Origin of the sequence: Rhodococcus sp. ZPP (assembly GCF_017656075.1) — a bacterium.
GTDB lineage: Bacteria > Actinomycetota > Actinomycetes > Mycobacteriales > Mycobacteriaceae > Rhodococcus_F > Rhodococcus_F oxybenzonivorans.
On the sequence record NZ_CP058638.1, the window covers coordinates 1,664,743 to 1,691,551 of the forward strand.

Genomic DNA, 26,809 nt, shown 5'->3' on the forward strand with positions numbered 1-26,809 from the left:
TCCCATTCGTGCGCCCGGTGACCCGGGTATCTGTCGGGACTCATCCTGGGAGCACTACGAGTCGGGAACTTGTCGGCCGCGAAACAGTTCTGGGCATTCGAGCGAGAAGGGGCACACCGCTTTCTCACTCCCGGGGCGCAATTCGACCCTGAACCGAAACTTTCCGGCAACACGGGCGGACTAGTTTTCGGCGAATGTCAGCCCTTTCCGACGCAATCGTGCGCTCGTTCGCCACCGGCGAGCCCGAGCGTCAGGCTCTCTCTCCGTTGCGAGCCCTCGGGCGACGGCAACTGTCGGGGCTGGAGGTCCTCGCGCAGTCGGTGGCCACCACCGCCCCCGCGGTCTCGATGGTCGTCCTGCCCGTCACCATGTTCACCCATCAGATGCTTCTGAGCGGTGTGGTCACCCTCGTCGTCGCTACGGTCGTGATCACGCTGATTGCGGTGTGCGTCTCCCAGTTCACGCGGCGGATGGCAGCGGCAGGCGGCATCTACAGCTTCGTATTCCAGGGACTCGGTACCCGGGCCGCCCTCACCGCCGGCGTGGCCATGCTCACCAAGTACCTCGGTAGCGCCGTCATGACCCTGTACCACGGCGGTCAGGCCGTGATCACGACACTCGGTTTCCTCGGACTGGAGATGCGTGGTCCCGCCGACCGGGTACTGATTTATGCCGGCATCGCACTCGTCATTCTCGGATGTCTGGTGCGGGGCGTGCGGTTCGCAGCCCTCGCCATTCTCGCCATCGAAACATGTTCGCTGCTCTTCATCATCGGCCTGATGGTGGTGACGGGCGCGGGCGGGCAACACGCCGTGGTGCCGCCCGAAGACTCGTCGCACGGTCTCCTGACCATGGCGCTCGTTGCCGTGTTCGCTCTCGCCGGTTTCGAGAGCGCCACTTTCTTCGGACCCGAGGCCAAGCGGCCCCTCGCGACGGTGACCCGGACCGTCCTCCTCACCCCGATGATCTGCGGTGCCTTGTTCATCTTCGCCGGCTGGGCCGCGTGGTCCGGCCGCGCCGACACCCTCGTCAACGCCTACCTCCACGGCACGTCGACCGGTGTCGCCCCAGCGGTCGTCATAGCGCTGAATCTCGGGCTCGGGACGTCGTGGCTGGCCTCGGCGATGGCGTCGTCCAACGCCGCCTCACGCCTCGTGTATTCGATGGGCGTCGAATCAGTGGTTCCGCGGCTGTTCGCGCGCGTGCAGCGCGGCTACCGCACTCCGTATCCCGCTCTGGCCCTGATTGTCTGCACCGTATGCGTGGGCGCAGCGACCTTCGGAATAGTCGGCAGGTCGACCGCATTCGGTCACGTTCAACTGGCAGCACGCACGGCGGTGATCGCCGCCTATGTGCTGGTCGCGGTGGCGTCGGTTCGATTCCTCCTCCGAATTCAGGAGCACACCGCATTGACCTTGTGCGCCGGGGTCGCGGGCAGCGCAGCCGGTGGAACCGTCCTCACCTACCTATTGTTCACCACTGCCTCACACGGCCTCGTCATGGTGCCCGCGGTGATGCTCACGCTGCTGCTGTCCGGTTCTGCCTGGCAATTGTTCCTCCAGTGGCACCATCCCGCGGGTCTGATGTCGATCGGCGTGTTCGACAGCGCCGAAACGGAGGACGTACTGCCGGGTGCGGGCGTGTTCGTCACCGATGCGACGGGCAACCTGGCATTGACCGCGAGTGCGCGAACCCACGAGATGCGCTGATGGCGAGGAGGACCGGGGAGCTCGCGGGACACGAACCCCGCGCCGTGCAGAAAGCACTCGCACTACTCGAGGCTGTCGCCCAACTGGGCTCGGGAGCTACCGCCAAGGACGTCGCCGCCCATGCGGGTATCCCCCAGGCGACGGCCTATCGGCTTCTGAATCTGCTCACCGCAGACGGCTATCTGGTGCGAATCTCCGACCTCTCCGGATTCGCACTCGGTCGCCGCACCCGGCAACTCGCGGGCGCCGACACGCCGGACGCAGTCGATCAGCACGCGATCGTCGAGGGACTGCGGTCTCAGGTGCGGTTCGGTGTCTACCTCGCATCGTTCACGGGGGGCGCGGTCCGGCTCGTCGACAAAGACCCCGACCACGAACTCAGCGGTGAAGGCACCATCACGGCGCATCCGCATGCGTCCGCCATCGGGAAGATCCTCCTCGCGGCGCGTCCCGAACTCGTACAGCAGCAACTGCGCCGGGTCACGTCCCGCACGATCACCGACATCTCGATGCTGAACGCCGAGTTGGAGACCATTCGGCACACCGGTTCGGCCCGGGAAGTGGACGAGATTCGTATCGGCCGCAGTTCCGTCGCCGTCCCCGTGCGCGACTCCCGACACGGAGTGGTCGGCTGCCTCGCCGCGATCGGGAAGACCGGACGGCTGGCCGTCGGCGATCCGGAGTTGACCGACCTCCTGCACGCCTGCGCCCACCGCCTCGGCGCCGGTGTGTCGGCCTGAACAGATCGCAGCCGTTACCGGTTCGCCCCGCCCGGTAACACTCAGGTACTGGTCCACCGCATTCGGCGGTGGTGCGGAGTGCAAAGATCGACACATGGCAACGGCTGCTCAATGGATCGAAGGCGCTCGTCCGCGCACCCTCCCGAACGCGATCGCCCCGGTGCTGGCGGGCACAGGCGCAGCGGCGTCGCTCGGCGGCGCAGTGTGGTGGAAGGCGTTACTGGCGCTCGTCGTCTCTCTCGCGTTGATCGTCGGGGTCAATTTCGCCAACGACTACTCCGACGGCATTCGCGGCACCGACGACGAACGGGTCGGACCGCTGCGGCTCGTCGGTTCCAAGTTGGCGAAGCCGTCGGCGGTGAAAGCTGCTGCCATCGCCTGCTTCGCCGTCGCCGCTGCCGCCGGACTCGTACTCGCCGTCACCACCGCATGGTGGTTGGTTCTGATCGGCGCGCTGTGCATCGTAGGCGCCTGGTTCTACACAGGCGGCAAAAAACCTTACGGGTACAGCGGTTTCGGCGAGGTTGCCGTCTTCGTATTCTTCGGTCTCGTCGCCGTCCTCGGCACCCAATACGTGCAGGCGGAGAGGGTGGACTGGGCGGGAGTCGTGACGGCCGTTGCCGTCGGATCGTTCTCGAGCGCGGTGCTCGTGGCGAACAACCTCCGGGACATCCCCACGGACACCGAATCGGGCAAACGCACACTCGCTGTCCGTCTCGGCGATGCCCGCACCCGCATCCTGCACCTCGTCACCTTGACCGTCCCGTTCATCGCGACTCTCGTCCTCCTTGCGCGCACCCCCTGGGCGCTTCTCGGACTATTGGCCGTGCCCCTTGCGATCCGGGCGAACTCGCCGGTTCGTTCCGGTGCCACAGGCCTGGCCTTGATACCGGCGTTGCGGGATTCGGGCCTGGCCATGCTCATCTGGGGCGCAGCGACGGCCGTGGCGTTGTCGCTGGCCTGACCGAACTCAGTCGCGGTCCGGAACGACGATGTTGACCAGGAAATTGACGACCGAGATGATCAGGCCGCCCCAGAGAGCCGTCCAGAAGCCGTCGACCGTCATGCCGTAGTCGGTCTGTGAACTCAGCCAAGCGGTGAGCATCAACATCAGCGCGTTGATCACCAGGGTGAAAAGTCCGAGCGTGAGAATCAGCAGTGGCAACGACAACAGCTTCACCAGCGGTTTGACGAAGATGTTGACCACCGTGAATACCAGCGCGATACCGAGCAGCACCACAATGTCCCACGCAGTGCCGTTGCCCGAACTCGAGATGTCTATGCCCGATACCCAGGCGGCCGCGAGCCAGATCGCGAACGCGTTGACGACGAGACGTACCAAGAAGGTCATCTGTGCATGCTGGCACATCACTGCGACACACGGGCACCGCCCCCATTCGCGGAGAGCCCGGTTCAGGCCGCCCGGTCGAGCGCGGCGTGCATCCGGCGCCGGAGTTCGTCCACAGTCACCGAAACCTCGAGTATCTCGCGGGCCGTGCCGTCCGCGGCTCGGAGCACGCCCAGCAGCACATGCTCGGGTCCGATGTGATTGTCCTTGCGGGCCAGAGCTTCCCGTAGGGACAGTTCGAGCGCTTTCTTGGCGTCCTTCGTGAACGGTATGTGGCCCGACTTGCGCCCGAACCAGCCACGCTGCCCCTTGGGCGGCTCGGGATCGAGGACGCCCTTCCCGAAGGTTCGTTCGAGACTGCGGCGGACGGCGTCGAGATCGATGCCGATCGATCCGAGTGCGTCCGCGTCCGCATCGCTGAGCGCTATACCCCGTTCTGCGACAGTGCGTCTCGCGGCCGCGAGAACGATGCCGGAATCGGCGAGGATGCCCTGGACGGGTTCGGTCGGCACGGACAGAAGTCCGAGAACGAGGTGTTCGGGACCGATCCGCGGCGATTTCAGAGCGCGAGCCTCCTTCTGGGCATCGATCACCACGGCACGGGCATCCGTCGAAAATCGTTCGAACATGGGGAGTTACCTCCCTTTCCGATTGTGCTTCTGATGGACCGCTTGCCTGCTCACCTCGAGCGAGTCGGCAATCGCCTGCCAGGACCAGCCCTGAGCGCGAGCGTTGTCGACCTGAATAGCTTCGAGCCGCTCCAGAAGACGTCGCAGGGCACGCACGGCCCGTAACCCCTCGGCGGGGTCCGGGCTTCCCGCTGCAGCTGCGAGTGTCGTTGCCTCCGTCATATATGTCAATCTAGGTTGACACCGACTCGGATGTCAACCTTCCTTGACGCTTGTCGACGGCTCAGTACGCGGCGACGGCCCCGTCGACCGCCTTCTGCAACTCGTACTGCGCGATGTGGGCGATGTCCATCGGCTTGCCGGGGAGAGCAGTGAGCGGTTGAGCGACATACACACTCGCACCCTTCACCAGCTCGGTATCGGCGCCGTGCGCGTCCGGGCCGTAGCTGATGCCGATCGAGAGCAGCGCGGGAGTGGCACCTCGATCGACAGCGCGCTTGGCGATGTGACCGATGCCGCTGTTGATGTGCTGGAGCCGGGTCGGGTCGCCCTCATTGCAGGTGCCCTCCGGGAAGATCGCGAGGTTGTCTCCGCGGCACAACCTTTCGGCCGCCACGTCCATCATGAGACGCCCCGCATCCGCCACGGCGCGCAAGCCGTAGTTCTTACTGCGGAACACCGGGATGCCGCCCATCATGTCGACCTTCTTGCGGAGATCAGAGTCGGTGAACAACTCGTCCTTGGCCAGTACGCGGGTCCTGCCGATCACTCGGCGCAGAGGCGTCTTCCATGCGGTCGCGGCAAGCGTGTACTGATCGCTGTGCGTCACATGATTGGCGGCCACGAGCAGTACCGCTCCGGACTTGACGAGCTCGGTCAGCTGCTCCTCGGCGCCGTCGGCATACCGGACCCGCGGCCGGTACTTCATGCTCAACATCGCGTACGCCAGCTTGGCCAGCGCCCGGTTCTGCTGATGATCGCGGTAATAGTCGTACACCGCACGGTAGTTCTCGAGGGTTACCTCGGGCCTGTCCATACCTAGTCCCCGATCGCATCGTCCTGACCTCAGGCTACCAACCTACGGTTGCGTAGCCTACGGAGGCGTAGGTACTGGGATCGTGCTGCAAAGGTGTGTGAATTGACTCGTTTCGGGTAAAACAGACCTGTGATCCGCTCGGCCATCGTCACCGACCTGCCCACTCTCCAACAGATCGAAGTTGCCGCAGGAGCTCCGTTCCGCGACATCGGAATGGACGCGATCGCGGAGGATCCGCCGCCCTCACTCGACGAGTTGAGGGAGTTTCTGGATGCAGGGAGGATTTGGGTCGCCGCGGACGCAGACGGCGACCCGGTCGCATATGCCCTGGTTGCGCTCGTGGACGGCGCCGCGCACATCGAACAGGTCTCGGTCCATCCCAGCGCCGCCCGGCAGGGACTCGGCGCGCTCCTTCTCGACGAGATCTCGTCCTGGGCGGCGGACCGCGGCCTTCCGGCCCTCACACTGACCACCTTCGTCGACGTTCCCTGGAATGCGCCGTACTACGAGCGGCTGGGCTTTCGGCCCCTGCAGGATTGCGAACTCACCCCCGGGCTGTCGCAGATCCGCGCGGACGAGGCACGCAACGGACTGGCAGCGTGGCCGCGCGTCACCATGACGCGACCGGTGGCCACGCCCGCACGCCGGGCGCAGCCGACGAGTCAGCCGGCCTGACTCGGGCACTCCCGGCCGGACGCAGCCACTCTCAGGCGGTATGACCTGGCCAGACTCCGGTATGCGCGAACTCGTCCAGCAACGCAGTCGGCCCGGTGAGGTCGATGCCCTCCGCGCTGACCCACCGGTCGTCGTAATAGGTGTCCGCGTAGCGCTCACCGCCGTCGCAGAGGATGGTCACGACACTGCCGGAGCGGCCGGCCGCGATCATCTCCGCCACCACCGAGAACGCGCCCCACAGGTTCGTGCCGGTGGAACCGCCCACACGCCGGCCCAGTGCCGAACTGGCATGGCGCATGGTGGCGATGGAAGCGGCATCGGGTACGCGCATCATCCGGTCGATGACCTGTCCGACGAACGAAGGTTCCACGCGAGGCCTGCCGATGCCCTCGATACGGGACGGCAGCCCGGTCGCGTAGTCACAGGAATTGGTGTCGTACCCACCGAAGAACGCCGAGTTCTCGGGGTCGACCACGAGGAGTCGGGTGGCGTGCCTGCGGTACCGGATATAACGCCCCAGCGTCGCGCTGGTGCCGCCGGTACCGGCACTCATCACGATCCATTCCGGCACCGGGTGCTCCTCACGCGCCATCTGCTGGTAGATCGACTCGGCGATGTTGTTGTTGCCCCGCCAGTCGGTGGCCCGCTCGGCGTGGGTGAACTGATCCATGAAGTGGCCGTTCGTCTCCACCGCGAGCCTGCGGGCCTCGCTGTAGATCTCGGGCGGGCGGTCGATGAAGTGACAGCGCCCACCTTGCGCCTCGATCAGCGCGACCTTGGCGCCGCTCGTGCTGCGCGGCATCACCGCCACGAAGTCGAGGCCCAGCATCTTGGCGAAGTAGGCCTCACTGACCGCTGTCGAACCGGACGACGCCTCGATGACCGTGGTTCCCTCGGTGATCCACCCGTTGCAGATCGCGTACAGAAAAAGTGAACGGGCCAACCGGTGCTTCAGGCTTCCCGTGATGTGCGTCGACTCGTCCTTCAGGTACAGCTGCACGCCCCATGCCGGGGGAAGCGGGTAACGGAGGAGGTGGGTGTCGGCGCTGCGCTGCGCATCGGCCTCGATCAGACGAACCGCGTTGTCCACCCAGTCTCGGGACCGGCTCCGATCGATGACGACGCAGTCGGCGTCCGTCACCGGTCCTCGCCGCGGAGTTTCGCGCGCAGGTCAGCCTGGTCTGCGCGGCGCTGCGCGTCGAACGCAGCGATCCCCTCGTTCACCCTGCGCCGAAGTGTCGCGAACAGCAGCAGAGACAGCGGAAGGGCGATCAGGACCCCGAAGATGGCGGCGACGAGCAGCGGGATCGTCACCCCGACCAGCGCCGCGACTCCGAGGATGATGCCCGCGATGACGACGACGAGGAGCAGTCGAGCGAAGGAGTAGAGCGCGACGTCGCGAGCCAGACGACCCTTGGTGACCCGTTCGGCCGGCTGCGGGGCCGCCGACCCTGCGGTCACGGGGGGCTCGGCCTGATCGGCTGGCTTCGGGTTCTTCGGCTTCTCACTGGGCTCGCTCACGACCCCCAGATTACCCACCCACCGGGGCGCGCTCGAACGTCCGACTTATCCGATTTGTCTATTACCTCCCCTTTACCAACATTAGATCGTTCGAGTACCTGAGGGTTGTGATGCCACGATGACCGTATTCAGTCGCGATTGCGACCAGCTGCAGCACTGACAGAACGAAAACAGCGGAGGACCGTCGATGAGCGCACCCACCTACAACGGATCCGGTTTCAGCGGACCGAACGAAGCCCTCATGACCCCGGGCCAGGTGGCCGCCCTGTTCCACGTCGACCCCAAAACCGTCACCCGGTGGGCGCACGCGGGCAGGCTCGGCTCGCTCCGGACACCCGGTGGCCACCGCCGGTTCCGCGAGGCCGAAGTGATGCAACTGCTCCGCTCGCTCACCACGGAGGCTGCCCGACCCTGAACACACCTTGGCTGCCCGACCCTGAACACGGAGGCTGCGCGACCCTGAACATGTGGACGGGCTCGCCCCTGAGGGGGTAGGTGCCGTCGGCTTCTTACACGGCTACGCTCGAGGGATACCGGCTACCCGAGCGGTGTAAGGAGGTGCGCGGTGCTGTATTTGTTGGCGCTCATCGGGCTCGTGGTCGTGGCGTTTCTACTCTGGAAAGCGTTCGGCCCGAATACGAAGCCAGTTCTCGGCGACAGGGTTCTCGGACCCGACGACGATCCAGATTTTCTGTGGCGCATGAGTCGGGACGCCCGACGGAAGAAGTCGGACGAGCCTGACACGGGTTCGCCGGATACCACAGGGTGATTTCCCCCGCGGTTCGGTTACTGCGTCAGCGATGATCCTGGAGCGCGAACGTGGAGGCGGGAAAGTCGGACGCCACCGCTGCAGCGAGTTCGAGTAGGGCATTTCGCGTCTTGGGCCGCAGGCGATCGAGTTCGATCTCGGCGCCCTCTTCGAGGTGTGGATCGAACGGGATGAGCCGAACCAGCCGGCACCGCTGTTCGAAGTGTTCGACCACTTTCGGCAGATCAACTTTGCCGGAGCGCGGGCGGACGGCGTTGACGACGGCCACGGACTTCGCGACGAGTTCGCGGTAGCCGTGCGCATCGAGCCAGTCGAGCGTCGCCGAGGCGCTGCGGGCACCGTCGACCGACCCCGAGCTGACCACCACGAGTGCGTCGGCCTCTTCGAGAATCGTCTGCATCGCGGAATGCATCAGCCCGGTGCCGCAGTCGGTGAGGACGATGCTGTAGAACTTCTCGAGCATTGCGACCGTGCGCGCGTAGTCGTCCGCGCTGAACGCCTCCGACACTGCCGGGTCGCTGTCCGATGCGAGTACCTCGAGCCGATGCCGACTTTGTGACGTGTAACTGCGGACGTCACTGTACTTTTCGATGCTGTGTTCGTCGCGGAGCAGGTTCCGCACGGTGGCGGGGGTTTCCAGGGGGATCTTCTGGCTGAGCGTGCCGCGGTCCGGGTTGGCGTCGACCGCGATCACTCGATCACCGCGCAACGATGCGAACGTCGATCCCAGTGTGGCCGTGGTGGTGGTCTTGCCGACTCCACCCTTGAGGCTCAGCAGAGCAATCTTGTAGCAGCCCTGCAACGGCTGGTTGACCTGCTTGGTGAGCTCGATGCGGCGCTGTTCCTTGGCGCTGTTCCCGAGGTTGATGTAGCGACCGGACACCTGGTACAGCATTCTGCGCCACCCCGTGGTGGGGGCAGGCTTGACCTGCTTGAGCAGAAGTGACGTGGACAGGTCTCGCGCGGATACCGCGTACGGCTGTTGCTCGGGACGCACGGTCTGCGGGCGGCTCGCCGGATGCTGCTGGGGAGCCGACGTGTACGCGGCGGGAGCAGGTTGCTGCGTGTGCGACGGCAGCTGCTGCGCGGGGGCTGTGAACGTCGGAGCCGGGGCGGGCTGCGGAGATGCGGGAGCCAGTGTGGGCGGCGGTGCCTGAATCGGACCCGCGGCCGGGACCTGCGTCTGAGGACGCGCCGGCGTCGCGGCGGGGGCCTGGTGCCCGGGCTGTGCGAAGGGGTTGGGACCCTGCGGCTGAACGTACGGCGCCTGCCGCGCGGCGTTGTGCGGTGTGGATCCCACGGTGGTGTCGGCGGGCGGGTTCGATGCCGGCCGCACCGGCTCCCACACGCCAGCGTTGTTTTCGGACATGGCCGAACATCCCCCCTAGATGAAGTCTCCGTAGTCCCCACCGCTTCACACCGCTGGGAGACGTCGCGGCGGAAGAATATCAGTCGGTGGTGACCGTCAGGTCAGGCCCGCGTACGAATGCAGTCCCGACACCACCATGTTGATGATGAACAGATTGAACAGCATCGCAACGAAGCCGGCGATGTTGATCCACGCGGCTTTGGTATCGCGCCATCCGGAGGTCGCTCGGGCGTGGAGATATGCCGCATAGATCACCCAGGCGATGAACGACATCGTCTCCTTGGGATCCCATCCCCAGAACCGCCCCCAGGCGGCTTCGGCCCAGATCGCCCCCAGGATGACACCGGCGCCGAACAGCGGGAACCCGATGATCGTGGTCTTGTACGCCAATCGGTCCAAGGTCTGCGCGTCGGGCAGGCGCTCCGCCACCCGTGCGAAGACGCCCGTTCCTTCCTCGCCGCGCGGGTAGCGCATCCGCAGCAGGAACAACAGGCTGGCGATGCCCGACACCAGGAAGACGCCCGAACCCACGCTGACGATGGTGACGTGGATGGGAAGCCAGTACGACCGCAGCGCCGGCACCACCGGTGCCGCATCCGCGTAGAGCACCGTGGCGGCGAGGAACATCAGGATGAGAATGGGGACGATCAGGAAAACCCACATCGGCCGGTATGCCGGCTTCGACAGGAGCGCCAGCCCTACGACGAGCGCCGCCCCGCATGCCATGGTGACGAACTCGTACATATTGCCGAGCGGGAAACGGTCGGTGGCAAATCCGCGGAGCACGATCGATGCGAAGATGAGAACAGTGCCGACCACGAGCACCGCAGACCCCATGCCGCCGAAGCGCTCGGCCATCGGCTTCTTCGGCTGCTCGACCACGCGTCCGGGAACCGCCGCGGAGCCGGCGGGCCTGGCACCCGCCGCCACGAGCTCCTTGTCCTGCACGGCGCGCGCCCTCGTCGACGCGTACTGCACGATCAGCAGCACGAGCGCGAGCGCGAGCACCGTGAACGCGGATCGGAAGGCCCAGTCGCTGTACTGCGCCAGTGTCTCGTTGGTCGTCATCGTCGCTTCTCCTGCGCGTCAGGCTTCGTGTCGTCCGTCAGCAGACGGGCGCAGAGCCGGTCGAACTCGTCACCCCAGCCGGCCTGATCGGTCCGGGCGAGTCCGCCAAGCTCTACTACAGTACGTCGTGGGTCAAGGTCGGCGGGGTCCGCGGGATAGATGCGGGCCCAGATGCGGCGGCGCTTGATCAGCAGCGACACCAGCAGTCCCGCCATCATCGTCAGAGCCGACACCAGCACCCACTGTTGCGCCGGATCGTGCGACACCTGCACATTGACGAAGTCCACGGCTCCGTCGAACCGCACCTGCGTGCCGTCGGCGAGCGTCGCGCTCTCCCCCGGCATGAGGTTGACCCGGTCCTGCTTCACCAGCCGACCCTGGTTGATCAGTTCGGTATTGAGGGAGAACAGCGACTGCGGGTTGCCGGTGTCGAGGCCGGTGTCGCCCTTGTAGATGTCGATGGCCACCGCCGGGTCCTTCATCGCCGGATGACTCGACGCGAGCAGGTTGCCGTGGAACAGCGCGGTGGGGGCGAACAAGCCCTCGATCGCGATCTGATTCTTACGGCGTTCGTCCGTGTCGGGGTACATGCCACCAGGCGGATCGAATCGCATGGCCCCGCTGCTGAGGAAGGTCGTCGCATCGTCAGGTCGCCATTGCAGCGTTTCGGTCCGCGTCTCACCGCCAGGGAACGTGACGGTGAATGTCGGCGCGTATCCGTGTCCCTGCAGGTAGACACGGTCCCCCTCGACACGGAGAGGATGATTGACCTGCAACTGATCGTCGCGCCAAGTACCGGTTTCGAGGTCGTCACCGGCCTGGTACGAAATGTTCGACGTGAACATCTCGGCCTGACCGTTGTCGAGGTAGTCGGCGGTGAAGTCCTTGACCTTGAGACACAGCGGGGTCATTCCCGTGCCGTCCTGCGTGTTTCCTGCCTTGAACGAATCGAACACGGCAGGGGACGTGGTGCAGAAGCCGGGACCGTTGTTGGCGACCACGATCACGTTGCCCTCGTACCCGAACAGTTTGCCGACGGCGATGGCCACCAGCAGACCGACGAGCGAGAGGTGGAAGACGAGGTTGCCGAGTTCGCGCGTGTAACCCTTCTCCGCAGAGAGGGTGATCTCACCGTCGCGGACCGGGCGTGCGCCGCCCGTGCGGGTCTCCACCCGCCACCCTTTCAGCGAAGTACGGATGCGGGCGGCGAGTTCCTCGGGCGTCTCCTCGACCCGGCGCTCGACGTGGTGGGGCAGACGCGCGAGGTTCCGGGGCGCTGCCACCGGACGCGTGCGCAGTGCTTTCGCGTGGTCGACGCAACGCGGAAGGATGCAGCCGACCAGCGAGATGAAGAGCAGGACGTAGACCGCGGTAAACCAGAAACTGCCGAATACATCGAAGAGTTCGAGCCGGTCCATCCAGGGACCGAGGGTCGGCCGATTCGCGATGTACTCGTCGACCTTGCCCGCATTGAGGCTGCGCTGCGGCAGCAAGGCCCCGGGTATCGCCGCGAGCGCCAGCAGGAACAGCAACACCAGCGCCGTCCGCATCGACGTGAGCCCACGCCAGGTGTTGCGGACCAGTGCGAAAGCCCGGCCCGGCAACGATTGGCGGGGTACCGGTGCGGCTTCCGGGGCCTCGGGGGTCTGGGTGTCGCTCATCGAGCAGCACCCGAGAAATCACCGGTTTCGTCCGGCCGGACGTCGCGGCGGCATGGCTGCCGATACATGTCGGTGCCTCTCGTTACGATCTGGAAATGGGGGAAGTAGTGCGCTACTCCTACCGGTTGCGCCCGGGCGCGACGGCGGAGCGTGCGCTTATCGCGGAGTGGCATCGGTGTCGGTTCCTGTGGAACGAGGCCGTCCACCAGCAGAGATCGGGGCGTAGGCCGACTTTCGGCGCGCTTTCGAGATTGCTCACCGAGGCACGCGCGCGCTGCGCGTGGCTGCGTGCTGGTTCGCAGGTGGCGCAGCAGCAAATGTTGCGCACGTACGGGCAGGCGCTGAGTTCCTCGTTTGGGGTGAGGGATCGTGGACGACCGAGGTACAAGGCACGAAACAGGAGCCTCCCGTCCCTCGAGTACACGACTCGCGGCTTCTCGATTCTCGAAGGTCGGCTGGTGCTGCCAAAAGGGGTAAGGATTCCTGTGGTGTGGTCCCGGGAGTTGCCGTCGAAGCCGACTTCTGTGCGCGTCTACCGAGATTCCTTGGGACATTAATACGCGTCTTTTGTGGTCCGCCGCTCGGCTCCATCCGCCACGGATGCCAGGGGTGGCATCGGTATCGACTGGGGCGTGTCGACCACCGCGACGACGACGGACGAACGGTATGACTTGGTGTACCTCGGGCATCGGAAGCGCTGTTCCGCCGAACTCGCAAAGGCACAAAGAAGGATGGCAAGGCGTTGTCGAAAGAAGGGTATCGCTCCGTCGAACGGATATAAGGAAGCCCGGCGTGAGGCCGCCCGCCTGCAGAAGAAGGCGGCCCGACAGACCCAGCACGACTCCCGAATGTGGGCACGCGATGTCGTTGCAAGCCATCAACTCATAGCCGTGGAGGATTTCAGGCCGAAGTTCCTCGCTAGATCGACGATGGCCCGAAAGTCTGCAGATGCGACGATCGGCACGGTCAAACGGGAATTGATTTACCGTGCGAAGCGGGCAGGACGTCAGGTGGTCATCGTCGCGCCCGCCTACACCACAATGACGTGCTCCAGTTGCTTCGCGAGAGCCAAGCAGCAGCTGGGGCTCTCGGAACGCATCTTCCGGTGTCACACCTGCGGGAATACCGACCATAGGGACAGGAATGCTGCCAGGGTAGTCCTGGCTGTGGCAGAGCGGGGCCACACCAGCGTTGACGACGTAAGACACCTGCAGCCTCCTCCGGGTTGATTGTCGGTGCGGTCCGAGTTGAGAATCCCGTCGATTCGTCGATGGGAACCGTTAAATTGGCAAGGTCACTTCCGAGATGAAGGCGTCGCGAATCCAGCCGACGAATTGATCCCACGCGCCGGTGACGAGGGCGATGCCCACCGCCACGAGCATGATTCCGCCGAAGATTTGGATGGTTCGCGCGTTGCGGCGCAGCCAGCCCACACCCCGCAGCGCGCGGGAGGAGCCGAGGGCAAGGATGACGAAGGGCAGGCCCAGGCCGAGGCAGTAGGCGACGATCAGGGCGACGCCGCGGGCCGCGGTGGCGCCGTCGGTGCCGGCGGCAAGGGAGATGACGCCGGCCAGTGTCGGACCGAGGCACGGCGTCCACCCCAGCGCGAACACTGCACCCAGCAGCGGGGCTCCCGCCAGGCTGGAGATACGCCGCGGCTCGAGCCGGGTGTCACGCTGCAACGCCGGGATCAGGCCGATGAACACCAATCCCATGGCGATCGTCACGACACCTCCGACCCGCATCAGTACTTCGCGGTTGACGGAAAGGACCGAGATCGCGCCGAAGACCGACGCCGTGGCCAGGACGAACACGACCGTGAAACCGGCCACGAAGAGAGTTGCGGCCCCCGCGACGCGCAGGCGTCCGTCTGTCACCGTCTTCGTGCGCGTCGCGGCTTCTTCGGCGGTGACAGCCGGAGCGTCGGCTCCCACGACACCGGCCAGGTAGGACAGGTAACCGGGGACGAGGGGAACGACGCACGGCGAGGCGAACGAGACCAGACCGGCGAGAACGCAGGCTCCGAGCGCGAGGAACAGCGGTCCCGACGAGGCGGTGGACTGGAAGGCGTCGCCGACGCCGGCGGCGAGAAGGGTGGTACCGGTAGTCACGATTCCTGCGCCACCCGTTCGACTACCGGCTGCAGGTCGTCCGCCAGCAATTCCTTCAGGAACACCGCGGCGACACGGTGTTCACGATCGAGCACGACCGTGGTGGGAATGACGCTCGTCGGGTAGTTCGCTCCCAAAGCGATCATCGTCCGCATGGCGGGGTCGTAGATCGACGGATACGACACTTTGTTGTTGATCACGAAGTCCTGCGCCTTGTCTTGCTGATTGTCCCGGACGTTGATCCCGAGAAACGCGACACCTTGGTCTTTGGTCGCCTCGTAGACCTGCTCGAGGTCGTTCGCCTCGCCGCGGCACGGCCCGCACCACTGCCCCCAGACGTTGAGGACCACTACCTGGCCCTCGTAGTCGTCGAGGGAGGTGGTCTTGCCCTCCGTCATGAGGTCGGGTCCGGACACGGTGCCGATGGTGCCGCGACCGGCCGGCGGATCGTAGAAGATTTCCGTCTGACCGCCCGGGGACACGAAGTCGAACGTGCCTCCCTGGGCCACTGCGTCGTCGCCGGACGCACACGCCGACAGCGACACCGCGGCCATGCAGATCACCGCGAGAAGCCCGGCGAAGCGCCCCCGAATCATGCCCCGCTCACCCTCGGATCCGATGCGCCCGCGGGCTCCGAGTACACGATGTCGATGAGTGTGTCGCCCTCGTAGACGAGCGACGTCAGCGACGCCAGAGAGCACTGGCGGTGACGCGGGTCGTGCCACAACCGCTCCCCCTGCAGGAATCGGCGCAGCGTCCAGACGGGAAGTTGGTGGCTGACGACCACGGCCTCGTGACCGACGGCGGCCACGCGCGCGCTGTTGACGGCGGCAAGCATTCGGTGCGCGATCTGCAGGTAGGGCTCACCCCAGGACGGAGTGAACGGATCTCGCAGCTTCCACCAGTGTCGGGGGCGTGCGAGCGCGCCGTCGCCCACCGAGACCTTGAGTCCCTCGAACTCGTTACCCGCCTCGATGAGGCTCTCGTCGGTTGCGATCTCGAGTCCGTGCTTCTCTGCGATCGGCGCCGCCGTTTCCTGCGCCCGTTGCAGCGGCGATGCGACCACGTGGGTGATGTCGTGGGTCGCGAGGACCGACGCTACGGCGCGAGCCTGTGCCTCGCCCGTCACCGACAGGCGGAAACCGGGGAGCCTGCCGTAGAGAATTCCTCGCGGGTTGTGCACTTCGCCGTGCCGGAGCACGTGCACGATCGTGCGGGTCTGGGTGTGGTCGGGGTGAGCGGCATCGGTCACGGTGCGGTTCCTCGGGTCGGGGCGGGGAGTCGGGTGGCTGAATCGACGCGGCGCGTCAGGACTGGACAGACGGTCAGGGCTGGGTGGCCGCCGCGGCGGCCTTCGCTGCATGCGGCAGGGCGTCGGCGATGATGGAGAAGGCTTTGTCGTCCATGGCCGCCGAGACGAACCAGGCCTCGAACGCGCTGGGCGGTGGGTACACCCCGCGCGAGAGCAGTCCATGGAAGAAGGCCGGGAACCGCCACGTCTGCGCCGCTTTCGCCTCGGCGTAGTTGGTGACCGGATCTTCGGTGAAGAAGACGCTGAGCATCGTTCCGGCGGTCTGCACTCGATGGGGCACGCCTGCCGCGGTCAGCGATTCGGACAGCAGGTTCTGCAGGGTGACGCTGTTGCGCTCGAGGGCGTCGTAGACACTCGCATCGGCCGCGCGCAGGCTCGCGAGACCGGCGGCGACGGCGACGGGGTTTCCCGACAGCGTGCCCGCCTGGTAGACGGGACCGGCGGGCGCCAGGTGAGCCATGACGTCGGCGCGGCCACCGAAGGCGGCAGCGGGCAGGCCGCCGCTCATCACCTTGCCGAACGTGTAGAGGTCGCCTGCGACACCCTCGAGTCCGTACCAGCCGGCCGAGCTGACGCGGAATCCCGTCATCACCTCGTCCATGATCAGCAACGCGCCGTGCTCGCGCGTGAGTGTGCGCAGTCCCTCGTTGAATCCGGGCTGGGGTGCGATCGCACCCATGTTGCCTGCAGCGGCCTCGGTGATGACGCACGCGATCTGGCCCTCGTTGGCTGCGAACGCCTGCGCGACGGCCTCGAGATCGTTGTAGGGCACGACAATGGTGTCCTCCGCCTGGGCGCCGGTCACGCCGGGCGACGTCGGCAGGCCGAACGTGGCCAGGCCGGAACCGGCGTCGGCGAGCAAGGCGTCGACGTGGCCGTGGTAGCAACCCGAGAACTTCACGATCTTGGTCCGGCCGGTGAATCCCCTGGCAAGTCGGACCGCGCTCATGGTGGCCTCGGTGCCGGAATTGACCAGCCGCACCTTGTCCACCGGCGCGACGCGGGCGACGATCTCCTCGGCCAGTTCGATCTCACCCTCGGTGGGTGCTCCGAAGGACAGGCCCGTGGCGGCCGCCTTCTGGACTGCCTCGACGACCGCGGGATGGGCGTGGCCGAGAATCATCGGACCCCAGGAACAGATGAGGTCGACATAGTCGTTGCCGTCGACGTCGGTGAGTGTGTAACCGGCAGCCTTCTCGATGAAGCGCGGGGTTCCGCCGACCGAGCCGAAGGCCCGCACCGGTGAGTTGACGCCGCCGGGAATCACCACGTCGGCCCGGTCGAAGAGCTGAGCGGAACGGGATGCATGCACGTCGGGGCCACCGGAGGAAACAGTCACGGCCTCCAGTGTCCCAGTTCTGTCGAATTTGCCAACGACAGGGTGTAGTGGGTGGCCAGTATCACTTCCGTGCGGTCACTCGGGGACGAGGGAGTCGAACATCGCCCGAATCTCCTCGGACAGCTTCATCAGCTCGACGTAGCCGCCGAGGGGGCCGCCTTCGAGGTAGGCGAATTCCATCCCGACTCCCTCGAACCGCCCCTGCTGGACGACGGGCAGTCCGCGGCGCGCCGCCTCCGCCAGCGTGGCCTCGAAGTCGTCGGGAACCCACGCCACGTGGTGCAGTCCGGGACCGCTCCTCTCCAACTGCTCGACATAGAGGTTGCTGCCCGACACCGGTTCGATGAGTTCGAGCTGCTGCCCTCCGGCGTACCCGAGCGACACGTGGACGACGTAGTCGGCGGGCTCCCCGCGGTACGTGCAGTGATCGGGACCGAAATGCACATTCGGCAGTCGCAGCCATTTCGCGACTCCGAACTGGTCGGCGAAATGGCGCTCCGCCGTGTCGAGGTCCTCGACCACCCAGCAGACCTGAAATATCGGTCCGGTGACGAGACTCATGCCCCGGGCTCCATCAGGCCGCGCTTCGTGTCCATTCCTGGATGATGCCCTGTTCGCCGTTCGGGTACTCACAGATTGCCGCGCGCCGCCTGCTCCCGCTCGATGGACTCGAACAGCGCCCGGAAGTTTCCCGCGCCGAAACCGAGGGATCCGTGCCGCTCGATCAGTTCGAAGAACATGGTGGGCCGGTCGCCCAGCGGCCTTGTGAAGATCTGGAGCAGATAGCCGTCCTCGTCTCGGTCGACGAGGATTCCGCGTTTGTGCAATTCCTCCACCGGCACTCGGACCTTGCCGATCCGGGAGCGAAGCTCTGGATCGTCGTAGTACGCATCGGGGGTACTCAGAAATTCGACACCCTCCGCTCGCAGAGCGTCGACGGCCGCGAGGATGTCGCCTGTCGCCAGTGCGAGGTGCTGGCATCCCGGCCCACCGTAGAACTCGAGATACTCGTCGATCTGCGACTTCTTCTTGCCGACGGCGGGCTCGTTGAGCGGGAATTTCACGCGGTGGTTGCCGTTGGCAACCACTTTCGACATGAGCGCCGAGTACTCCGTGGCGATGTCGTCACCGACGAATTCGGCCATGTTCGTGAATCCCATGACCCGGTTATAGAAGCGGACCCACTGGTCCATTCGGCCCATCTCGACGTTGCCGACCGCATGATCGAGCGCCTCGAACAACCGCCTCGGCTTTCCCGGCCTCGGTACGAAAGTGCTACTGCGCGAGACGTATCCCGGCAGGTACGGGCCGTCGTACCGGCTGCGGTCGACGATGGTGTGCCGAGTGTCGCCGTAGGTGGCGATCGCCGCCAGCCGGACGGTACCGAACCCGTCGGTGACGTCGTGCGGCTCTTCCAGGATCGTGGCGCCCTGCGAGCGCGCGTGGGCGATGCACCGGTCGACGTCCAGCACCTCCATCGCGAGATCGGTGACGCCGTCGCCGTGCGTCCGGTGATGATCAGCGAGAGGGCTTTTCGGGTCCACCGCACCGTGGAGCACGAATCGCGCCGATCCCGACTCGAGCACGAACGACTTGTGCGTGCGCTGACCGGTCTCGGGGCCGGCGTAGGCGACGAGCGTCATCCCCCAGGTCGACACGTAGTACTGCATGCTCTGCGTCGCATTGCCGCACACGAACACCACGGCGTCCAAGGCGACCACGGGAAAGGGATCCGAGGCGTCGTCGTGTTCGACGAGGCCAACCAGTTGCCGGAGCCCGGCGGTGTCGAGCCGGGCGGCCACTTCACGCGGAGTCAGTCGAATGTCGGCAGTAGTCATGCAAAAACTGTGATTCAGATCACTGCCATGCGCAACTGTGCGATTTTAGGATGGTCAATGTGTACACAATGCTGGACAGCATCCACATTTCATCGTACAAGGTGACCAGGGGATGACGATGGCTCTCGACCGGCTCGACGCCGCACTCCTCGATCTTCTCCATGACGAACCGAAGGTCGGGGTCCTCGAGGCCTCACGCCGACTCGGGGTGGCGCGTGGCACAGTCCAGGCGCGGCTCGACCGCCTCGAACGCTCCGGGGTGATTACCGGCTCGGCGCCGACCCTCGATCCCGAGGCCCTGGGTTTTCCGGTCATCGCATTCGCCACCCTCGAGATCGCCCAGGGCACCGGACACGCCGCCGTGGTCGAGCACCTGACCGCCATCCCCGAAGTGTTGGAAGCGCATACGATCACGGGCGCCGGTGACGTCCTGGTGCGGGTGGTGGCGCGCACGAATGCCGATCTGCAACGTGTCATCAATTCGATCGTCGACGGCCGCAACGTCTTACGCTCGTCCACCGTGATCGCCACGCAGACCCAGATCGCACTGCGCCATCAGCAACTCGTCCGGGCGGCGGCCAACGGTTCCGCCACGCGGTAGAACTCGGCCGCGTTCCCGTAGAACACCGCCTCGACGTGCTCACCCCCCACGGCGTCGGCGACGATCTCGAGGTCGGAGTCGGCGAACGGTCGCGGCGCCCGGGTGGACGGGAGGTCGGTCCCGAACATCACGGCGCGCGGGTTCACTGCCACCAGAGCCGTCAGCGCGGCGGCGACATCGAGATTTCCCCGGCCGAGGCCTGTCGCTTTGACCCGGATCCCCTTCTCGACAAGGGTCAGGAGGTGCGGCAGGCCCTCTGCGGACAGACCGAGATGATCGATGCTCGCGGCCGGAAGTGCCGCCACGAGATCACCGAGGTCGTCGAGATCGCGGGAATCGATGTACAGCTCGGCGTGCCATCCGGCGAGTTCGTGCACTCGCCGGGCGAGAGTGTCGAGGTGCGACAACGACTCGGACCCACCCCGGCGGACGTTGAACCGCAGGGCTCGTACTCCGCACGCGTCCAGATGCAAGACCTCCTCGTCCGTCACCGAGGCGGGCAGCTGCGTCACGCCGACGAAGCCGTCACCGAGCGCTCCCAGCGCGTCCAGCAAATATGTCTGATCGAATGCCTGGAACGATCCGGACACCACGGCGCCCCCGATGACACCGAGTCCGGCCACCCGTCTCGTGTAGTCGGACACGGTGAACTCCGGCGGCAGATAGCCGTCGTTCGGGACGAGTGGGAAGCGGGGATCCACGACGTGCAGATGTGCGTCGAAAACCTGTCGTCCGCCCGTGCCGTCGTTGCCGGTACTCACACCCGCAACTGTAGGGCTCCCGCTAGGGTCGACTCATGGCCACCACAGCTGACCACCTGAGAAGCACACTCGACGGGCGCTGGAGGGAAGTACGCGAGCGCGTGCGGGCGGAATTGTCCGCGACGCCCGATTTCGCTCCGCACTACACCCCCGATCTGGAAGAAGCGCGAGCCAAGACGCTCGAGCAGATGCGTCTGCTCGCGGGCAACGGCTACGCAGCCGACGGGTTCAAGAAGGACCACGGCGGAACCGGGGACGCAGGGGCCGCGGTGACGAGCATCGAGATGCTGGCGATGTCCGACCTGTCGCTGATGGTCAAGGCGGGCGTGCAGTGGGGACTCTTCGGCGGAGCCATCGAAAATCTGGGCACCGCTCGCCACCACGAGGCATACGTCAAGCCTCTGATCGACCTGGACCTGCTCGGTTGCTTCGCGATGACGGAGACCGGCCACGGCAGCGATGTCCAGGCACTCGAGACCACCGCCACCTACGACGCGGCCACCGGTAAATTCGTCGTCCACTCCCCCACCCCGTCGTCCCGCAAGGACTACATCGGCGGGGCCGCACAACACGCGACGATGGCGGCCGTCTTCGCGCAATTGGTGACGCAGGGTGAACACCACGGCGTGCACTGTTTCCTCGTCCCGATTCGCGACGACAACGGCAACGACCTTCCGGGCGTTCACACCTCCGACTGCGGCTACAAAGGTGGGCTCCCTGGAGTCGACAACGGCCGCATCACCTTTGATCAGGTGCGCATTCCGCGGGTGAACCTGCTCAATAGGTACGCCGACGTCGCGGAGGACGGCACCTATTCCTCCCCGATCGACAATGCCAATCGCCGCTTCTTCACGATGGTGGGAACCCTCGTGCGGGGACGCGTCACCGTCGGTGGATCAGCCGGCGCCGCAGCCCGCGTCGCACTGTCGATCGCGACCCGATACGCGTTGCAGCGCCGCCAGTTCAGTGCGCCGCAGAGCGAAGACGAAGTGCTGCTCATGGACTACCTCGTGCACCAGCGAAGGCTCTTCCCGTTGATCGCACGGTCCTACGCGCTGCAGTTCGCGCAGAACGAGCTGGTATCGAAGATGTATGACATCCAGAGCATCGAGGATGCCGATCCGCAGGAGCAGCGCGAACTCGAAGGTCGGGCGGCCGGCCTCAAGGCAGCGAACACCTGGCACGCCACCCGCACCATCCAGGAAGCCCGGGAAGCGTGCGGCGGCGCCGGATACATGGCGGAGAACCGGCTGACGGCTCTCAAGGCGGACACCGACGTGTTCACCACTTTCGAGGGCGACAACCACGTGCTGACCCAGCTGGTTGCCAAGGAACTGCTCACGTCCTACGCCGACGAGGTCCGCGGGATGAGTCCCGTCGAGTGGATGCGTTTCGCCGCCACGACCGTGTCGGACGTCGTCAAGACCCGCACAGCGGCGCAGCAGATCATTCAGACCATCCTCGACACGCGTCAGGACAACGAAGAGGACGGCAGCCTCTTCAACCGCGGGACACAGCTCACCATGTTCGAGGACCGCGAGCAGTACCTGCTCTCGACCGCGGCTCGCCGGCTCCAGGGTGCGCAGAAGCGTGAGGAAAACCCGTTCGACGCGTTCAACTTCGTTCAGGATCACGTAATGCACGCCGCGCAGGCGCACATCGACCGGGTGGTGCTCGAAGCATTCATCGCCGGTATCGACGAGTGTCAGGACGAGGAAGCATGCAACCTTCTGAGCGACGTCTGCGACCTTTACGCGCTCAGCATCATCGAGGAAGACAAGGCGTGGTTCATGGAACACCGCCACCTGTCGGTCGAGCGGTCCAAAGCGGTGCAGCGGGGAATCAACGACCGTTGCCGCAAGCTGCGCCCCTACGCGGCGACGCTCGTCGAGGGACTGGGAGTGCCGGAGGCGCTACTCGGCTCCGCGATGATCGACGGGCCGGGAACCGACACGATCCGCAAGACTCAGATCTTCCGGTGACGTCGACGGCTCGGCGGGGTGACCCGCCGGGCCGGCAGCCCGCCTGCGGACCGCGTCGATCACGAGCAGGCCTGCAACGGTGACGAGGGCGGCGGCGCCGGCGATCCACGAACCCGAGTACTCGGTTCCCTGGTAGGACGGCGCGCCCGGTGCAACCGGACCGAAATCGGAGGTAACTCGTGCCGAGGTCCAGCACCACACGGCCAGAATTGACAGGACGACGGCCGAGGCGATCTCCGCCGCCGACCCCATGGCGCGTCGATTCACTGTTCCGCCCCTCCGTCGGCCTTTGCGAGCAGCGACTCGAGCTGCGCCCGCAACCCCTCGTCGTCCTTCGCCCATGCCTGCACCAGTGCGCCGCCCCGCAGTCGAAGCCCGATACCCGATCGTCGCCGGGGCACCGCGGACAGCTCACCGAGCGTCCGGGCCGTCTCCCAGGGCTGGGGTGTGTACGACTCGGTGTCCAGCGGAGGCAGGATCTTCACGATCTCGCTGATCGGTAGTTCCTCGGTGCCCTGCCGCAGCAGGGTAGGTGTGAGTTCCACGCTCGCGTGCCGGCGGGCGGCAACTACCTGCACGTAGAGGAACCCGCTGAGGAGGGCGGCGAACAACGGCAGGGCGAACCAGTGCACCACCGGGCCCGTCAGAAGTTCGATTACCAGCGCGACAGTGCAGAACACCGGGCCGAATGCCACCAACCGCCAGCGCGCGCCGGGCTCACTGAACAAAATCTCCTCAGCCACGGACCGCCCGGATTCTTGCGGTCGCACGGTGGTCCACGCCCGGCGGGATCACCTCAGGAAACGGCACCGGGAATGACGACGAGCAGCAGGGTCAGCAGTACGAAGGCCACGATAATGGCGAACATCAGTGCTTCCCTGCGTGACCCGTGTGCCCGATCTTCAGCGCGCATGTAGAAATGCCCTTCGGTAGAAGAAGTCTGCCGTGTGCTGTTGTGACGTACTTCACGGTACATCTTTATGTTTCACGATCAAACTCGAGCTACGACGCGGGCAGCTTCGAGAAGTAACCGTTCGAGTCTTTCCGGTGCATCAGCACGACGGCACCCACCGCCACCACAGCCTGCAGGATCTGCACACCTCCGACGGCGAGCGCGATACTACTACCGTCCGATCCGATTCCGAACAGCACCGGCACCGTCCAGACCACCATCGTGACGCTCACGACCGTCAGCAAGGTTCTCGCCCAGTTCCTGCCCTTCCGCATGAAATGGACGAAAAGGACGAACAGGCCCGTCAGGAGCAAAATGACGACTCCAGTGACGGCTATACCTACGTAGAAGAGCATCTCCACGTTCTCCCGCGTCATCGCGACCTCGCCGGATTTCACGCTGGAATTGGTCATCAGTTCGTCGACGAAAGTCGACTTCTCACGAACCACCAGGACCATCGCCGCCACCGCCTGGATCACACCGAGCACGGCCACCACCCACAGCAGTTGCGCCGCCGTGCCCACATCGACCGGCGCGGGGCGCTCGGGCTTCGGCTGCGGCACGGGCGGCGGATAGGCGCCGTACGGGTCCGGACCCTGCGGCGGTGCCTGTTGTGGCGGAATCTGGTGTTGCGGTGTCTGGTGTGGCGGGGTGTGCGGCCACTGCGAAGTCATGGCACCACCGTATCCGTCACCGGACGCCGCGCCGCATTCATCCCAGCCAGCCCGCCGCTTCGGTGGCCCAGTAGGTGAGAACGATGTCGGCGCCCGCCCGCCGGATGCTCGTCAGCGATTCGAGGATGGCGGCGTCCCGATCGATCCAGCCGTTCTGCGCAGCCGCCGTGATCATCGAGTACTCACCCGAAATCTGGTATGCCGCAACGGGAACCGGTGACCTGTCCGCTACGTCGCGGAGAATGTCCAGATACGACATCGCCGGCTTGACCATGACGAGGTCGGCGCCTTCCTCGATATCGAGATCCACTTCGCGCAGCGACTCCCGCCGATTGGCCGAGTCCTGCTGATAGGTCCTCCGGTCACCCTGCAGGGACGAGCCCACAGCCTCACGGAACGGCCCGTAGAAAGCGGAGGCGTATTTCGCGGAGTACGCCAGCTGACCGACTTCGGTGTGACCCGCGGCGTCCAGCGCCTTCCGGATGGCGGCGACCTGACCGTCCATCATCCCGCTCGGACCGAGCAGGTGGGCACCGGCATCGGCCTGCGAGACGGCCATGTCCACGTACCTGAGCAGCGTCCGGTCGTTGTCGACCGCGCCGTTGTCGTCCAGCACCCCACAGTGACCGTGCTCCGTGAACTCGTCCAGGCACGTGTCCGCCATGATGACGGTCGCGTCACCGAGTTCCTCTGCAAGGGACCGCAACCCACGGTTCAAGATGCCTTCCGGATCGCTGGCGCCGGAACCCTCGGCGTCCTTGTCGTCGGGACGCGGCACACCGAACAACATCAGCCCACCGACACCCGCCTCCACAGCCTCGATGGCAGCCGACCTCAGCGATGCGAGCGTGTGCTGGAAGACACCGGGCATCGACGAAATCTCGCGCGGCTCGTCGATGCCGTCCGCCACGAACATCGGCAGAACCAGATGTCGTGGCTCGAGCGAAGTCTCGGCGACGAGTCTGCGCAACGCCGGTGTGCGGCGCAATCGCCGCGGCCGGTGGGTCGGGAACACGGAAGGGCCCTCCTTCGTCGGGCCTGTGAGTGGTTGACGAGTGCCTGGACTCCTCAACCACTCACAGGCGCGTAGCGCCTATCGCCGGGCGCGGGACTTCTTGCGCGGCGGGGGCAGTGCACCCTCGGCGCGCAGTCGCGCGGCGTGCTCGGCAAGAGCCTCCACCAGCGGGCCGACCTGAGCGGTCTCCGGCTGTACGTCCACGCGAAGTCCGAACTCCACTGCGGTTTCCGCGGTCTTGGGACCGATGCAGGCCACGAGGGTCCGTGCATGCGGCTTTCCCGCGATACCGACGAGATTGCGGACCGTCGACGACGAGGTGAAGCAGACCGCGTCGAACCCACCGGTCTTGATCATCTCGCGGGTCTCGGCCGGCGGCGGCGCGGCCCGGACGGTGCGGTAGGCGGTGACATCGTCGATTTCCCAGCCGCGTTCACGCAAACCCTCGGCGAGTGTTTCGGTGGCAATGTCGGCGCGGGGCAACAGAACCCGGTTGACGGGGTCGAACACGTCGTCGTACGGAGCGAACTCGGCCAGCAGGCCCTCGCTCGACTGCTCACCGGACGGCACGAGTTCGGGGTTGATCCCGAATGACCGGACCTTGGCGGCCGTGGCCTCGCCGATGCAGGCGATCTTGACACCGGAGAACGCGCGGGCGTCGAGCCCGAACTCCTCGAACTTCTCCCACACCGCACGCACCGCGTTGGTGGAGGTGAACACCACCCACTGGTAGCGGCCGTCGACCAGGCCCTTGACGGAACGTTCCATCTGGGCGGGACTGCGGGGCGGCTCCACGGCGATGGTCGGCACCTCGATCGGGATGGCGCCGTGGGTGACCAGGCGGTCGCTCATCTCCCCGGCCTGATCCTTCGTGCGGGGCACGAGGACCTTCCAGCCGTACAGGGCACGCGATTCCCACCACGACATCTTGCTGCGCTGGGCCACGACCTTGCCGACCGTCACCACGAGGGAGCCGACCAGTTCGGAACCGGCCTCGTTGAGGGTGGCGAGGGTGGCCTCGACCGTGCGCTGCTGCCGGGTGGTGCCGCGAACGGTGATCGCGGCCGGGGTCTGCGGAGCAAGACCGTGTTCGACGAGCGCGCTCGCCGTCTCGGCCAGGTGCCCCGACGTGGCGTGCAGCACCAGCGGTCCGGGCGCCGCGGCCAGCGCCGCCCAGTCGACCTCACCGCGGACGTCGGCCTCGGTGTGTCCCGAGCCCAGCGCCATGCCGGCGTACGACGGCACAGCGGACGCGGCAGGGAGTCCGGGCAGGACCTCGAACTGCACCTGAGTGCGCGCCACTGCCGCGACCTCGGCGATCACCGAATCGGTAGTCAGCGGGTCACCGGACACGAGGCGGACGACGTCGTGGCCGTTGCGGGCCTCGTGCACGAGGGTCTTCGCGACCTCGGCCGGTTCACCGAGAGCCGGGCGGACCTCGGCGAGCGGCTCACCGGTTTCCGCGTCGACGCCCAGGTCGGTGCCGACCAGGACGGTGACGCCCTTGTCGACGTCGGGGTCGGTGAAGGCCAGCGTCGCTGCGGCAAGGACGTCCCGTGCGTGCACAGTGAGCAGGGCCGGATCGCCCGGTCCGGATCCCACGAACAGGATCCGTCCGGGGGTGTTCTTTCGGACTCGGCTCATCGGTAATTCTCCAGTGCGATCATGTGTCGAGATGGGTACAGGGGGCGGGCCGGCC

The 26,809-nt window shown here is 66.0% G+C and carries 30 protein-coding genes; 9 read left to right on the forward strand and 21 right to left on the reverse strand.

From position 1 onward, the window contains the following. Positions 1 to 194 precede the first annotated feature (194 nt). The 3 genes from HYG77_RS07875 to HYG77_RS07885 all read left to right on the forward strand — a co-directional run bounded on the left by HYG77_RS07875 (position 195) and on the right by HYG77_RS07885 (position 3,413). The gene (locus HYG77_RS07875; protein WP_208962349.1) at positions 195 to 1,709 is read left to right on the forward strand and encodes an APC family permease; all 1,515 of its coding nucleotides are present in this window, start codon (positions 195 to 197) and stop codon (positions 1,707 to 1,709) included. Further along, complete coding sequence (locus HYG77_RS07880) at positions 1,709 to 2,449, forward strand: IclR family transcriptional regulator C-terminal domain-containing protein (RefSeq protein ID WP_109327900.1); 741 nt, start codon at positions 1,709 to 1,711, stop codon at positions 2,447 to 2,449. Before HYG77_RS07875 ends, HYG77_RS07880 begins: the two co-directional genes overlap by 1 nt. A 94-nt stretch (positions 2,450 to 2,543) precedes the next feature. Continuing rightward, on the forward strand, positions 2,544 to 3,413 hold the full coding sequence (locus HYG77_RS07885) for a 1,4-dihydroxy-2-naphthoate polyprenyltransferase (protein WP_109327898.1): 870 nt from the start codon (positions 2,544 to 2,546) through the stop codon (positions 3,411 to 3,413). A 6-nt stretch (positions 3,414 to 3,419) separates the two neighbouring features. Here the strand turns inward: HYG77_RS07885 and HYG77_RS07890 are convergent, their stop codons facing one another. From HYG77_RS07890 to HYG77_RS07905, 4 genes are all read right to left on the reverse strand, one after another. Further along, positions 3,420 to 3,800 (reverse strand): phage holin family protein, encoded by a 381-nt coding sequence (locus HYG77_RS07890; protein ID WP_109334935.1) that lies wholly within the window; start codon positions 3,798 to 3,800, stop codon positions 3,420 to 3,422. 62 nt (positions 3,801 to 3,862) lie between these two features. Next, positions 3,863 to 4,426, reverse strand: a complete 564-nt coding sequence (locus tag HYG77_RS07895; protein ID WP_109327897.1) for a Clp protease N-terminal domain-containing protein — start codon at positions 4,424 to 4,426, stop codon at positions 3,863 to 3,865. A 6-nt stretch (positions 4,427 to 4,432) separates the two neighbouring features. Continuing rightward, the gene (locus tag HYG77_RS07900; protein WP_109327895.1) at positions 4,433 to 4,648 is read right to left on the reverse strand and encodes a helix-turn-helix domain-containing protein; all 216 of its coding nucleotides are present in this window, start codon (positions 4,646 to 4,648) and stop codon (positions 4,433 to 4,435) included. Between the two features lie 61 nt (positions 4,649 to 4,709). Next, the gene (locus HYG77_RS07905; RefSeq protein ID WP_208962350.1) at positions 4,710 to 5,462 is read right to left on the reverse strand and encodes a 1-acyl-sn-glycerol-3-phosphate acyltransferase; all 753 of its coding nucleotides are present in this window, start codon (positions 5,460 to 5,462) and stop codon (positions 4,710 to 4,712) included. A gap of 129 nt (positions 5,463 to 5,591) precedes the next feature. Between HYG77_RS07905 and HYG77_RS07910 the strand changes: the two genes are divergently transcribed. Next, positions 5,592 to 6,137 (forward strand): GNAT family N-acetyltransferase, encoded by a 546-nt coding sequence (locus HYG77_RS07910; RefSeq protein ID WP_109327892.1) that lies wholly within the window; start codon positions 5,592 to 5,594, stop codon positions 6,135 to 6,137. A 31-nt stretch (positions 6,138 to 6,168) separates the two neighbouring features. Here HYG77_RS07910 and HYG77_RS07915 read toward each other — a convergent pair whose 3' ends face one another. Further along, positions 6,169 to 7,278, reverse strand: coding sequence for a PLP-dependent cysteine synthase family protein (locus HYG77_RS07915; protein ID WP_208962351.1), 1,110 nt, complete (start codon positions 7,276 to 7,278; stop codon positions 6,169 to 6,171). Continuing rightward, entirely contained in the window at positions 7,275 to 7,658 is a 384-nt protein-coding gene (locus HYG77_RS07920) for a DUF4229 domain-containing protein (protein ID WP_208962352.1), read from the reverse strand. The genes HYG77_RS07915 and HYG77_RS07920 overlap by 4 nt, the downstream gene beginning before the upstream one ends. A gap of 187 nt (positions 7,659 to 7,845) precedes the next feature. On the opposite strand from HYG77_RS07920, the gene HYG77_RS07925 reads away from it, so the two are divergent. Beyond that, positions 7,846 to 8,073 carry a BldC family transcriptional regulator gene (locus HYG77_RS07925; protein WP_109327888.1) on the forward strand — a complete coding sequence of 76 codons (228 nt, stop codon included), beginning with the start codon at positions 7,846 to 7,848 and terminating at the stop codon, positions 8,071 to 8,073. A 150-nt stretch (positions 8,074 to 8,223) separates the two neighbouring features. Further along, positions 8,224 to 8,427, forward strand: a complete 204-nt coding sequence (locus HYG77_RS39485) for a hypothetical protein (RefSeq protein WP_109327886.1) — start codon at positions 8,224 to 8,226, stop codon at positions 8,425 to 8,427. Between the two features lie 25 nt (positions 8,428 to 8,452). Here the strand turns inward: HYG77_RS39485 and HYG77_RS07930 are convergent, their stop codons facing one another. The 3 genes from HYG77_RS07930 to HYG77_RS07940 all read right to left on the reverse strand — a co-directional run bounded on the left by HYG77_RS07930 (position 8,453) and on the right by HYG77_RS07940 (position 12,525). Next, on the reverse strand, positions 8,453 to 9,796 hold the full coding sequence (locus HYG77_RS07930) for a MinD/ParA family protein (RefSeq protein WP_208962353.1): 1,344 nt from the start codon (positions 9,794 to 9,796) through the stop codon (positions 8,453 to 8,455). Between the two features lie 96 nt (positions 9,797 to 9,892). Next, positions 9,893 to 10,864: a c-type cytochrome biogenesis protein CcsB gene (gene ccsB / locus HYG77_RS07935; RefSeq protein ID WP_208962354.1), complete on the reverse strand. Its 972-nt coding sequence runs from the start codon at positions 10,862 to 10,864 to the stop codon at positions 9,893 to 9,895. Next, on the reverse strand, positions 10,861 to 12,525 hold the full coding sequence (locus tag HYG77_RS07940; RefSeq protein WP_208962355.1) for a cytochrome c biogenesis protein ResB: 1,665 nt from the start codon (positions 12,523 to 12,525) through the stop codon (positions 10,861 to 10,863). The genes ccsB and HYG77_RS07940 overlap by 4 nt, the downstream gene beginning before the upstream one ends. Before the next feature lie 569 nt (positions 12,526 to 13,094). On the opposite strand from HYG77_RS07940, the gene HYG77_RS39490 reads away from it, so the two are divergent. Further along, positions 13,095 to 13,754: a transposase gene (locus HYG77_RS39490; protein ID WP_280123297.1), complete on the forward strand. Its 660-nt coding sequence runs from the start codon at positions 13,095 to 13,097 to the stop codon at positions 13,752 to 13,754. A 51-nt stretch (positions 13,755 to 13,805) separates the two neighbouring features. On the opposite strand, the gene HYG77_RS07950 is transcribed toward HYG77_RS39490, so the two are convergent. The 6 genes from HYG77_RS07950 to hppD all read right to left on the reverse strand — a co-directional run bounded on the left by HYG77_RS07950 (position 13,806) and on the right by hppD (position 19,125). Next, entirely contained in the window at positions 13,806 to 14,636 is an 831-nt protein-coding gene (locus HYG77_RS07950) for a cytochrome c biogenesis CcdA family protein (protein ID WP_159920311.1), read from the reverse strand. After that, entirely contained in the window at positions 14,633 to 15,232 is a 600-nt protein-coding gene (locus HYG77_RS07955) for a TlpA disulfide reductase family protein (RefSeq protein ID WP_208962356.1), read from the reverse strand. The genes HYG77_RS07950 and HYG77_RS07955 overlap by 4 nt, the downstream gene beginning before the upstream one ends. Further along, complete coding sequence (locus HYG77_RS07960) at positions 15,229 to 15,888, reverse strand: histidine phosphatase family protein (RefSeq protein WP_208962357.1); 660 nt, start codon at positions 15,886 to 15,888, stop codon at positions 15,229 to 15,231. Before HYG77_RS07960 ends, HYG77_RS07955 begins: the two co-directional genes overlap by 4 nt. 73 nt (positions 15,889 to 15,961) lie before the next feature. Beyond that, positions 15,962 to 17,287, reverse strand: a complete 1,326-nt coding sequence (gene hemL / locus HYG77_RS07965) for a glutamate-1-semialdehyde 2,1-aminomutase (RefSeq protein WP_208962358.1) — start codon at positions 17,285 to 17,287, stop codon at positions 15,962 to 15,964. Between the two features lie 75 nt (positions 17,288 to 17,362). Beyond that, on the reverse strand, positions 17,363 to 17,848 hold the full coding sequence (locus HYG77_RS07970; RefSeq protein ID WP_208962359.1) for a VOC family protein: 486 nt from the start codon (positions 17,846 to 17,848) through the stop codon (positions 17,363 to 17,365). Between the two features lie 68 nt (positions 17,849 to 17,916). Beyond that, positions 17,917 to 19,125, reverse strand: a complete 1,209-nt coding sequence (gene hppD / locus HYG77_RS07975; protein ID WP_208962360.1) for a 4-hydroxyphenylpyruvate dioxygenase — start codon at positions 19,123 to 19,125, stop codon at positions 17,917 to 17,919. A gap of 112 nt (positions 19,126 to 19,237) precedes the next feature. On the opposite strand from hppD, the gene HYG77_RS07980 reads away from it, so the two are divergent. Then, on the forward strand, positions 19,238 to 19,726 hold the full coding sequence (locus HYG77_RS07980; protein ID WP_230990107.1) for an Lrp/AsnC ligand binding domain-containing protein: 489 nt from the start codon (positions 19,238 to 19,240) through the stop codon (positions 19,724 to 19,726). Here HYG77_RS07980 and HYG77_RS07985 read toward each other — a convergent pair. After that, a complete protein-coding gene (locus HYG77_RS07985) occupies positions 19,681 to 20,487 on the reverse strand; it encodes an amidohydrolase family protein (RefSeq protein ID WP_208962361.1) in 807 nt (268 codons plus the stop codon). The genes HYG77_RS07980 and HYG77_RS07985 overlap by 46 nt on opposite strands. Before the next feature lie 35 nt (positions 20,488 to 20,522). Between HYG77_RS07985 and HYG77_RS07990 the strand changes: the two genes are divergently transcribed. Continuing rightward, positions 20,523 to 22,469 (forward strand): acyl-CoA dehydrogenase, encoded by a 1,947-nt coding sequence (locus tag HYG77_RS07990; protein ID WP_208962362.1) that lies wholly within the window; start codon positions 20,523 to 20,525, stop codon positions 22,467 to 22,469. Here the strand turns inward: HYG77_RS07990 and HYG77_RS07995 are convergent. The 5 genes from HYG77_RS07995 to HYG77_RS08015 all read right to left on the reverse strand — a co-directional run bounded on the left by HYG77_RS07995 (position 22,401) and on the right by HYG77_RS08015 (position 26,754). Continuing rightward, the gene (locus HYG77_RS07995) at positions 22,401 to 22,736 is read right to left on the reverse strand and encodes a hypothetical protein (RefSeq protein WP_208962363.1); all 336 of its coding nucleotides are present in this window, start codon (positions 22,734 to 22,736) and stop codon (positions 22,401 to 22,403) included. The genes HYG77_RS07990 and HYG77_RS07995 overlap by 69 nt on opposite strands. Then, positions 22,733 to 23,212, reverse strand: a complete 480-nt coding sequence (locus tag HYG77_RS08000; RefSeq protein WP_208962364.1) for a hypothetical protein — start codon at positions 23,210 to 23,212, stop codon at positions 22,733 to 22,735. Before HYG77_RS08000 ends, HYG77_RS07995 begins: the two co-directional genes overlap by 4 nt. Positions 23,213 to 23,471: 259 nt before the next feature. Next, the gene (locus HYG77_RS08005; protein WP_208962365.1) at positions 23,472 to 24,095 is read right to left on the reverse strand and encodes a hypothetical protein; all 624 of its coding nucleotides are present in this window, start codon (positions 24,093 to 24,095) and stop codon (positions 23,472 to 23,474) included. A 37-nt stretch (positions 24,096 to 24,132) separates the two neighbouring features. Continuing rightward, a complete protein-coding gene (gene hemB / locus HYG77_RS08010) occupies positions 24,133 to 25,110 on the reverse strand; it encodes a porphobilinogen synthase (protein ID WP_208962366.1) in 978 nt (325 codons plus the stop codon). Positions 25,111 to 25,188: 78 nt separating this feature from the next. Next, positions 25,189 to 26,754 (reverse strand): bifunctional uroporphyrinogen-III C-methyltransferase/uroporphyrinogen-III synthase, encoded by a 1,566-nt coding sequence (locus HYG77_RS08015; protein WP_109327853.1) that lies wholly within the window; start codon positions 26,752 to 26,754, stop codon positions 25,189 to 25,191. Between the last annotated feature and the right edge of the window lie 55 nt (positions 26,755 to 26,809).